Annotated in this window: 6 protein-coding genes; 5 read left to right on the forward strand and 1 reads right to left on the reverse strand. The window is 69.3% G+C overall.

The features are described from left to right. Positions 1–401: 401 nt before the first annotated feature. The 4 genes from ABD243_RS06400 to ABD243_RS06415 all read left to right on the forward strand — a co-directional run bounded on the left by ABD243_RS06400 (position 402) and on the right by ABD243_RS06415 (position 8,016). A complete protein-coding gene (locus tag ABD243_RS06400) occupies positions 402–2,003 on the forward strand; it encodes a cytochrome ubiquinol oxidase subunit I (RefSeq protein ID WP_344363411.1) in 1,602 nt (533 codons plus the stop codon). A gap of 63 nt (positions 2,004–2,066) precedes the next feature. Further along, positions 2,067–3,116 carry a cytochrome d ubiquinol oxidase subunit II gene (gene cydB / locus ABD243_RS06405; protein ID WP_091256506.1) on the forward strand — a complete coding sequence of 350 codons (1,050 nt, stop codon included), beginning with the start codon at positions 2,067–2,069 and terminating at the stop codon, positions 3,114–3,116. 7 nt (positions 3,117–3,123) lie between these two features. Beyond that, positions 3,124–6,972 (forward strand): thiol reductant ABC exporter subunit CydD, encoded by a 3,849-nt coding sequence (gene cydD / locus ABD243_RS06410; RefSeq protein WP_344363415.1) that lies wholly within the window; start codon positions 3,124–3,126, stop codon positions 6,970–6,972. A 21-nt stretch (positions 6,973–6,993) separates the two neighbouring features. Next, positions 6,994–8,016: a GNAT family N-acetyltransferase gene (locus ABD243_RS06415; protein ID WP_344363417.1), complete on the forward strand. Its 1,023-nt coding sequence runs from the start codon at positions 6,994–6,996 to the stop codon at positions 8,014–8,016. Positions 8,017–8,159: 143 nt separating this feature from the next. Here the strand turns inward: ABD243_RS06415 and ABD243_RS06420 are convergent, their stop codons facing one another. Beyond that, complete coding sequence (locus ABD243_RS06420) at positions 8,160–8,678, reverse strand: DinB family protein (RefSeq protein ID WP_116768195.1); 519 nt, start codon at positions 8,676–8,678, stop codon at positions 8,160–8,162. 164 nt (positions 8,679–8,842) lie between these two features. Here ABD243_RS06420 and ABD243_RS06425 point away from each other — a divergent pair, with 164 nt between their 5' ends. After that, positions 8,843–9,799 (forward strand): DUF222 domain-containing protein, encoded by a 957-nt coding sequence (locus ABD243_RS06425; protein ID WP_344363420.1) that lies wholly within the window; start codon positions 8,843–8,845, stop codon positions 9,797–9,799. Positions 9,800–9,875: the final 76 nt, after the last annotated feature.

Raw genomic sequence — 9,875 nt, forward strand, 5'->3', positions numbered from 1 at the left:
GCGTCGTGCTGGGGAAAAGCTGGTGCCTGCCGGGGCGGTGTATGTGAATACGTTGTTATAAATTTACCGTGTTTTGCACATTCTTTCTACATGAAGTAGAACACGGCCGTCCGGCGTGTCGGCCGGCGCGCCCGGCAGCACCGACGGCGGCGGTCCAACGGCGGCTTGCGGCCTCGGATGTCGGCCGCCGGTGTCGGCCCCCACAGTCCGGGGGGGCCCCCGACGGCGGACCGAGGGTGCCGGGCCCGCCGCCGGAGTGGGGGCTGTCCGGCCCATTGCGGGCCATGACGCCCCGTGGGAGTCTGGTTTACGACGAAGTGCCGATGTGTTCTACACTCTGTAGAAGTATCACTTCTACGACATGTAGAAGTTGCTCGAGCCTAGCTAAAGTAGGGACTGCCTTGGACGCCTTGGAAATCGCACGCTGGCAATTCGGAATCACCACGGTCTACCACTTCATGATGGTGCCGCTCACGATCGGCCTTGGCCTGGTGGTGGCTGTGATCCAGACGCTCTGGTACCGCACCGGCAAGCCGGAGTATCTCCGCATGACCAAGTTCTGGGGCAAGCTCTTCCTGATCAACTTCATCATGGGCGTCGCCACGGGAATCGTGCAGGAATTCCAGTTCGGCATGGCCTGGAGCGAGTACAGCCGCTTTGTCGGCGACGTGTTCGGCGCCCCGCTGGCCATGGAAGCGCTCTTGGCCTTCTTCGTCGAGTCGACATTCCTGGGCCTGTGGATCTTCGGCTGGAAGCAACTCAAGCCCGGCCTCCACCTGGCCTGCCTCTGGATCGCCGTGATCGGTTCCGTCTTCTCGGCGTACTTCATCATCGTGGCCAACAGCTGGATGCAGCACCCGGTCGGCGTACAAATGGTCAATGGCCGGCCCGTCATGACCGATGCCTGGGCCGTCTTCACGAACAACACCGCCCTTGTTGCCGTGCCCCACACCCTCTTCGGTGCCCTCGCCGTCGCCGGAGCCTTCCTCCTCGGCATCGCCTGGTACCACCTGTGGCGCCGCCGCCACGACGGGATCGACACCATCGGGACCGACGGCAAAGTGATTCCCGGCGAAGCCCCCGGAATCCCCGGACGGGACCGCAACGACCACACTGTGTGGATCCGCTCGCTGCGCATCGGAGCCGTCGTCGCCATGATTTCCTTTGCGGGCACCGCTGTCACCGGGGATCTGCAGGGCAAGCTCATGTTCGAACAGCAGCCGATGAAGATGGCCGCCGCCGAGGCAGCCTGCCACGACGGCACAGGGTTCTCGGTCCTCAGCGTCGGCAACCTCGGTTCCAAGAACTGCAACGACATCGTCGCTGTGATCGAGGTTCCCGGCATCCTGTCCTTCCTGGCCAAGGGCGACTTCAGCACCGAGGTCAAGGGCGTCAACAGCCTGCTGGACGAGTACAAGGCCAAGTACGGCACCACCCTGCCGGACAACCCCATCTACGGGGACCGCGCGGGCCAGCCCATCCAGTACGTTCCGGTCATGGAAGTCACCTACTGGGGCTTCCGCATGATGATCGGCTTTGGTGGCATCGCCGCCCTCGCGGCCCTCGTGGCCCTCTGGGCCACCCGCAAGGGAACCGTGCCGGCCTCCCGGGGCCTCATGCGCCTGGCGGTGTTCGGCATCCTCGCACCATTCGGCGCCAATGCCGCTGGCTGGATCTTCACCGAGATGGGCCGCCAGCCGTTCGTCGTCGCCCCGAACCCTGACCCCAGCGGCATCGATCAGGTCTTCATGTTCACTGCCGCCGCTGTCTCACCGGGTGTGTCCGCCGGCGAGATCCTGACCTCCCTCGTCGTGCTGACCACCATCTATGCCGTGCTGCTGGTGGTCGAGGTCAAGCTCCTGGTCAAATACATCCGCGGCGGCGTGGCCGCGGCCATGCCGGAACTCGCACACGCCCCGGCGGACGAGTCGGAGGGCGGCACACCCCCGGGCGGCACACCGGGCACGCCCGAGGGCGACGACGTCCTGGCGTTCGCCTACTAAGCGCCCGCTCAGCAACCCACCTATTCAGCAACCCCACACGAAGAAGCGCAGAGGATTCTCAGCATGGAACTGCTACCCACCATCTGGTTCATTGCCATCGCGGTGCTGTGGACGGGCTATCTCTTTCTCGAGGGCTTCGACCTCGGCGTCGGCATGCTGATGAAGGGTTTCGCCCGGAACAACACTGAGCGCCGCGTCCTGATCAACACGATCGGCCCGGTCTGGGACGGCAACGAGGTCTGGCTCCTGACCGCCGGGGGTGCCACCTTCGCGGCCTTCCCGCTGTGGTACGCCTCGCTGTTCTCCGCGCTGTACCTGCCGCTCCTGCTGGTCCTCGTGGCGCTCATCTTCCGTGCGGTCGCCTTCGAATACCGCGGAAAGGTGGACAACCCGAAGTGGCGCGCCCGCTGGGACTGGGCCATCTCGGCCGGTTCCTTCGTCGCAGCCTTCGGTGTGGGCGCCGCGCTGGCGCTGACCACCACGGGGCTGCCCATTGACGCCAACGGCGACCGCGTGGGCGGACCGTTCGCCTGGTTCAGCGGTTATGCCGTGCTTGGCGGTCTCGCCGTCGTCGGGTTCTCCCTGCTGCACGGGCTCGGGTTCCTGGCGCTGAAGACCGACGGCGAGGTCCGTCACCGGGCGCGGGCGTGGTTCGTCCGGCTCCTGCCCGTACTGCTGCTGCCCATCGCCGGCTGGGCCGTGAGCCTGCAACTGCTCAGCGGCGAGGCCTGGACCATGGCCGCCGTCGTCGCAGCCGTCGTGGCAGCAGTACTCGCCTGGAACTTCGCCCGCAAGGGTGCCGAGGGCCGTGCCTTCATGTCACTGGGGGCGTTCCTCCTGCTCGGCAGCGCATCCATCTTCGGTGCCGCGTTCCCCGTGGTGATGCCGTCCACCCTGGATCCCGCATTCAACCTGACAGTCACCAACGCCTCGTCCTCGGACTACACCCTGGGCCTGATGAGCATCGTGGCCTGCATCGGGCTGCCACTCGTCCTGGCATACCAGGCCTGGACGTACTGGGTGTTCCGGCGCCGGGTAAGTGCCGCACACATCCCCGAGGCCCACAGCTTCCTGCCCGCGATTGCCGCCAAAGCGCTCGCACCGAAGGACTAGCTGCCTGATGAGACCGTTCCCCGCCGGCCCCGCAACCCGTTCCGCGCTCTACCTGCTGGGCCTGCTGGCCGCACTGAAGGCCCTGTCGCTCGTGCTGATGGCGCAGGCTGTCGCATCGATGCTCGCCGGTCTCGCGGCGCATGATCCCGCCTGGGCCGACCAGCTCGTCCTCGGGGTGGCCGGGGCCGTGCTGCGCTCACTGACCGTGTGGGCCCAGTCGGTGGCCTCGCGCCGGGCGGCGCTGGGGGTGAAGGAGGAGCTCCGCTCGCAACTTCTGGAGCGGGCGCTGAGGAGCGGAACACGGTCGGCCGGCCCGGCCGACGGCGGCCTCGCTGTCCTCGCCACCCGGGGGCTGGATGCCCTGGACAACTACTACACCCAGTTTCTGCCCGCGCTGGTGAACTGCGCGGCCATCCCGCTGCTGCTGGGGGCGCGCATCCTGTTCGCCGATTGGATCAGCGCCGTGGTGATCGTGTTGACGGTGCCGTTGGTGCCCCTGTTTATGGTGCTGATTGGACGGTATACCGAGGACCGGGTCCGGGAAGCCCAGTCGGCGCTGGCCCGGCTCTCCGGCCACATGCTCGAACTCGCCAAGGGCCTGCCCGTCCTGGTGGGCCTGGGCCGGGCCACGGCCCAGCGCAAGGCACTCGAGGATATGTCCGAGGAATACCGTTCCCGGACCATGGGGACTTTGCGTACGGCCTTCCTCTCCGCCCTGGCCTTGGAGCTCATCGCGACGATTTCCGTGGCAGTGGTTGCCGTGTTTATCGGCGTCCGGCTGGTGCACGGCGACATGGCGCTTGAGGCCGGACTGCTGGCGCTCATCCTGGCTCCCGACTGCTACCTGCCGCTCCGGGAACTCGGCACTGCACACCACGCGAGCGACGAAGGCCGGGCCGCGCTCGCCGAAACCACCGCGGTCCTCGCGGATCCGGGAGCCTCGCCGCTGATCCCGGCTCCGGCCGCCGGAGCCGCCGCAAGAGCTGAGGGACAGTCCGCTGACCTGACCGCGGCTGGCGTCCCGGCCGGAGGGCCGCCTGCCGTCGCCGTGGACGGGCTGACGGTCCGTTTCGGCGGGCGCAGGAAAGCCGCCGTCGGGCCGCTGAGCTTCACCGCAGATGCCGGCCGTATCACGGCCCTTGACGGGCCCAGCGGCGCCGGAAAGAGTACGGTGCTCGGTGTCCTCGCGGGCACCGTCGGGGCGGGCGCAAGCACCGTCGTGTCGGGGCGCATCGGAGGATTCACGACGGCGGAGGTTGCCTGGGTGCCACAGCACCCTGTCATGGTGGCACCCACGGTACTGGACGAGGTCCGCCTGTACCTCGGCATTCCCGCCTACGGACCCGACGCCGCCGCGGCCGGCACTCCGGGCAGTGCTGCTACGGCCAGAATGTCCGTGAGGACTCCGGCGGGTACTTCTGCCAATCCTCCGGCTGGGTCGGAGGGCGATGCGGCGGCACTGCGGTGCCTTGCCGCCGTGGCCGCGGAGCATCTGGCGGCCAAACACCCGGCCGAGTTGAGCCCGGGGGAGCTGCGGCGGGTGGCGCTGGCGCGCGGGCTGGCGCGGATTGAAGCCGGCGCCACCGTACTACTCCTGGACGAGCCGACTGCCCACCTGGACCGGAGTTCCGCCTCAGTGGTTACCGGGGCCCTCGCCGGGCTCCGCGGACGCGCCACCGTGCTCCTCGTTGCGCACGACCGGCAGACCCGGGAGCTGGCCGACAGGCTCGTCGCGGTTGCTCCACGCGGTGGAGGGCACCGCGGCATTGAGCATACGGACCGCGTGGCGCTGACCGCATCCGCGGGGGGAGACACGGGCGTGCGCGCTGCAGCAATCGTGCCGCCGTCGACCGTCCGTGCTGCGGCGGCAGCGCCTGTTGCGGTATCGGCGTCGACTGCGGCGACTGTGCCGGACCGGAGGACCGTGCCGGCCGCAGCAACTAGCGTCGGACGGGCCCCCGTCGCTGAACGGGACCCGATGCGGACCGGAGCGGCGCCCGGTACGGCGGCCGCCCCATCAGCCGAGTCAGCCCCGCACGCCGGCTCGGTCGTGGCCCGGCTGCGCCGGCTGCTGGCACCGGTGGCGGGCCGGTTTGCCGCCGCCGGAGCCGTGGGCACGCTGGCGGCCCTCTTCGCCGTCGCCCTCGCCGGCCTGTCCGGCTGGCTGATCATCCGTGCCAGCGAACAGCCACCCATTCTCTACCTGCTGACGGCGATCGTCGGCGTGCGGTTCTTCGGAGTCGGCCGGGCGGGCCTGCGGTACGCCGAACGGCTGCTCCTGCACGATGCCGTCTTCGCCGCCCTGAGCAGGCTCCGGGGCCGGCTTTGGGAATCGCTGAGCCGCCGCGCCCTGTCCTTGCGCCGGCTTCTGCAGGGCGGCAACGTCCTGGGCACGGTGGTGGACGACGTCGATACCCTCCGTGATCTCCTTCCACGCGTCGTCCTGCCGCCCGTCACCGCTGTCGCTGTCGCCGTGACCGCAGTGGTCGGCATCGGCTTCCTGCTCCCGGCGGCGCTTCCGGCCGTGGCCGCAGCGGCGCTGCTGAGCATTATCGTGGCCCCCGCCCTTGCATTGGCGGCCGACCGCATGTCCGCCGGCACCGAACAGCAGCTCCGCTCCGGCGTGCTCCGAGACGTCGCCGCCGCCCTGGACGCCCGCGCAGAACTCCACGCCAACGGAGTGACCGCTCCCGTGCTGGGTGCCATCAGCAGGGCCGACCGGTCCGCGACAGCGGCCTCGCAGCGGTCGGCCTGGGCGGAAGGCCTCGGCCAGTCGCTGACCGTCCTGGCCTGTGCCGGCGCAGCGTTGGCCAGCGCCGTACTGGCCGCCCCGCTGGCTCTTAGCGGCGCGGTCGAACCGGCAACGGTCGCCGTCGTCGTGCTCGTGCAACTCGCTTTGGTGGACCCCTACGCGGCCATCACAACGGGCGTGCGGCAGTTCCCGGCGCTGCGCGCCGTGTTGCGGCGCATCAGCGAGGCAGGAGTCCTGGACGCGGGGGCTGACAGCGGACCGGAAGGCGGCGAAGTCGCCGACGGCGGGCTGGTTCCTAGGGCGGCACGGCCCGACGGGGAGCCCGGGATCGAGCTGGTTGACCTCGCCGCCGGGTGGCCTGGCGGCGGCAACGTCTTTACCGGGCTCACGGCCGCGGCCGGCCCGGGACGCTGGCTTGCAGTCACTGGCGCATCCGGATCAGGCAAGTCCACGCTGCTCGCTGTGACCCTGGGTTTCCTCCCGGCAACCAGTGGCCACCTGTTTTTGACCGGCCGCGCGGCCTGGTGCCCGCAGGAGGCCCATCTGTTCGACTCCACCATCCGGGGCAACCTTCTGTTGGCGCGGCCAGGGGCGGCTGTGGAGACAGAGTCCGGCCGCGGCAACACGTCTGGAGATGCCGTGCGGGGCCGAGATGCCGCGCGGGGCCGGGAAGCCGCCGCGCCCTCAGGAGGCGCCGCGGCCGCCGGCGGCGGAGCGCCAGCCGGAAGTGACGAGCAGATGCGGGCTGCGCTCGACGCCGTGGGGCTCGGCCCGGTGCTGGCCCGGCTTGAGGACGGCCTGGACACCCGGATCGGACCGGGCGGGGCGTTCCTCAGCGGCGGGGAGCGCCAGCGCCTGGCCGTCGCACGGACGCTCATGACCGGGGCCGATGTCATCCTGCTCGATGAACCGACGGCGCACCTCGACGCGGAGGCCGGACGGCTCATGCTGGCCGAGTTGCGGGACGGCCTGAAGGACCGCACGGTGGTCCTCGTAACGCACAACCCGGACGATATCGACGTCGCTGATATCCGTCTGGACCTCGACGCCGCGGCTGCCCTTGGCACGAATCCGGCTGCGGCGGCGGTGCTGGCGCGGGGGTAGGGTGCCCGTTAGCCTGTTGCGATGAACCGACAAGGCGATACCCTGCCCCCGCTCGATTCCCGGCTGGTTTGGCGGGCGGCAGAACAGCAGGACCTCGATGAGTGGGCCGGACTGATCGCCCGGACCGCCGCCGTGGAGCAGCCCGTCTGGTTCGAGCGCCGCGCCGATCTGGAGCAGATCCTGGAGTCGAAGAACAACCCGGTGGCGGCGAACACCATCCTCGGGTTCGATGCGCAGGGCATTGCCCGGGCGTACGCCAGGGTCACCAAGAACCGCGACGGGGATAAGGCGACAGGGTCCGGTTGCGTGGATCCCGCGTGGCAGGGGAGTGGAATCGGCATCGGGCTGTTGGGCTGGATGGAACAGCGGACCAGGGAGCGCTTCGCGGAGGATGCTGCAGCGGCAGGCGGCGTGGCGGAGGCCGGAGCGGTGGAGCCGCATCCGAGGCTGCGGCTCTACATGGAGGAGAAACATCAACACCAGGCGGCTTTGTTCGCGGGCTCCGGCTACAGCATTGTCCGCTACTACAACGAGATGCACCGGCCACTGAACCAGGCGTTGCCCGAGGGTGTCCTAGACCCCGGACTGGAGCTCGTGACCTTCGGGCCGGCGCTCCACGAGCCCGTGCGGCTGGCGCACAATGACGCATTTCGGGACCACTGGGGCAGCGAGCCCCGGGACGAAGAGGGATGGGGTTTTGTGGTGAACGATCCGCAGGCCCGGCCGGACCTCAGCGGCGTCGTGCTTGAGCGTTCCACGGGAACGGTGGCGGGCTACCAGCTGGCCACCTACGACGCCGAGGGCGCCTTGGCCCGTGGCTACCGCGAGGGGTACACAGAACTGCTGGGAGTGCGGCGGGATTTCCGCGGCCGTGGCATCGCGCAGGTCCTCCTGGCGGATGCCATGCGCCGCTTTGCCGCCGCCGGAATGGACGTGGCCTCCTTGGACGTCGATTCAGAAAACCCCACCGGAGCCCTCGCGCTGTACATCAAGATGGGCTATTCGGCAGTCAACCGCAGCATGGCGTGGGACAAGGATCTGTAATCGGCCGTGGGTTAGGGGGCGTCCGCTCGGGGGACTGCACCTGGGGCCGCTAGCTAGCGGACCGGGGGATGAAGGACTGCAGGCTACCGGGCTGCAGGCTACCGGGCCGGGAGCCTGCAGTCGACGCGCTAACCGTCGAGGGGCTAACCGTCCACATCGTGGAGGTGATGGACGACGTCGTGCAGGAAGTACTGCGCAAAGGTCAGGACCGTGAATACTGAGCCGTTGCTCCGGGTCCCCTTGCGGTCCCAGTCCTCCTCCGTGACGCGGGCGAAGGACGCAGCAATCTGCTCGCCCTCGGCGGTCAGTTCGGCGCCGACTTCGGCAGGATCGGCGTTGGCGTAGTCCTGTTCGATGGCTGTCCGGTCCTGGTCCCAGTCATCGAACCGGGCGTCGTCTTCGCCCAGCATGAGCGCCAAACGGTGATCGAAGAGTGTGAAGACGTCCCGGACGTGGCAGCCGTACTCGAGAACGGACCAGGTGGCCTCATCGGGCCGCTCCGCCGCGTCCGGCCGGCGGAGGGCGGCGCGCCACCGCGGGAGCATGGTGGTGATGATCCCGGGCACAGTGGCCGGGGTCGCAACGGAGGCATCGAAGCCGCACTCGGGGCAGGGCCGCGACAGGACCCAAGTCCAGTCCTTGGTATCCGGGATGATAGGCATTCCAGCAGTGTAAGTGCATTTGTGCCGTCGGGCATCCCTGTCACGTGCGGCATCTCTAAGCCTTGCAGCCTCCGGGGTAAAGCTCGGAAGAATCGCGACCCACTCGCGGGGTTGGAATTTGGGTTCGCGCTAAGAATGTCAGACCCCCGGAGGAGACTGGTGTCATGGAAGCCGTCAGGGATTTCATTCCTCTCGGGGACGACGGGCAGGGCACGGATCGGTGCACCGGTCGCGCTGGAGGCTGCGGCGCGGATCCCGGCACGGACCGCGGCGCAGGCGGCGGCATGGACCTGGCCCGGCGGTCGGGTGTGGGTGTTGCCCTGGCCGCGTTGGAGGCTGTGGGGGAGACGGCGGTTCAGGATGCGGCGTTGTGGGATTTCCGGACCGCGTCGGACTTCGCCGGGGCTGTGGAGGAGCTTTCGCGCCGGGTGGAGTTTTTACAGCTGGTGGCGGCCGGTGCGGTGGACCGGACCAGGACGCAGGCCTCCCCGGCAACCGGGGCGGGGGCCGGCTCGTCGTGGACGACGGGCTGGCGCGACGACGCCCCCGGAACCGCGGCCGCCAGTGGCGCACCCTCCGGCACGTCGTGGACGACGGGCTGGCGCGACGACGCCCCCGGAATCTCTGCGGCTGAGGCGTCGCCCGGTTCCGCGGCTTCGCCCGACGCGCTGACCGGGGAGGGTGTGCCGTGGGATGCGGCCGGTGACGCGGCGGTGGTCGATGACGGGTATCGGAACACGGCGGAGTTCCTGCGGGCGCGGCTGCGGATCAGCGCCCCGGAGGCTAAGCGCCGGCTGTCCCTCGCCGGGGGTGTGCTGCCGCGCCGGGGACTCACCGGCCAGCCCGTCCCGGCCGTGCACGCGGAACTCGGTGCGGCGGTCGCGGCCGGGCAGGTCGCATCCCGGGCCGCGACGATCATCACGGCGGCGCTGGAGAAAGTCCGGCACGCCTGTGACGCCGGGACCCTGGCGCGGATGGAGCACGCCCTGACCCGCACGGCCGCGGAAAACGACGCGGACTTCCTGGCCCGGGTGGCCCGGGGCTGGGCCGGCGCGCTGGATCAGGACGGCGCCGAGCCCTCCGAGGAACTGCTGCGCGGGGGTGTCAGATTGTTTGTGTAGGAGGGCTGTAGTCGCTGATTGATTGGAGAATCATTGTGGCTATGACTGAACCCCGTGAAGTGCTCCCGGAGGAGCT

Source organism: Arthrobacter humicola, from assembly GCF_039531445.1.
Taxonomy (GTDB): domain Bacteria; phylum Actinomycetota; class Actinomycetes; order Actinomycetales; family Micrococcaceae; genus Arthrobacter; species Arthrobacter humicola.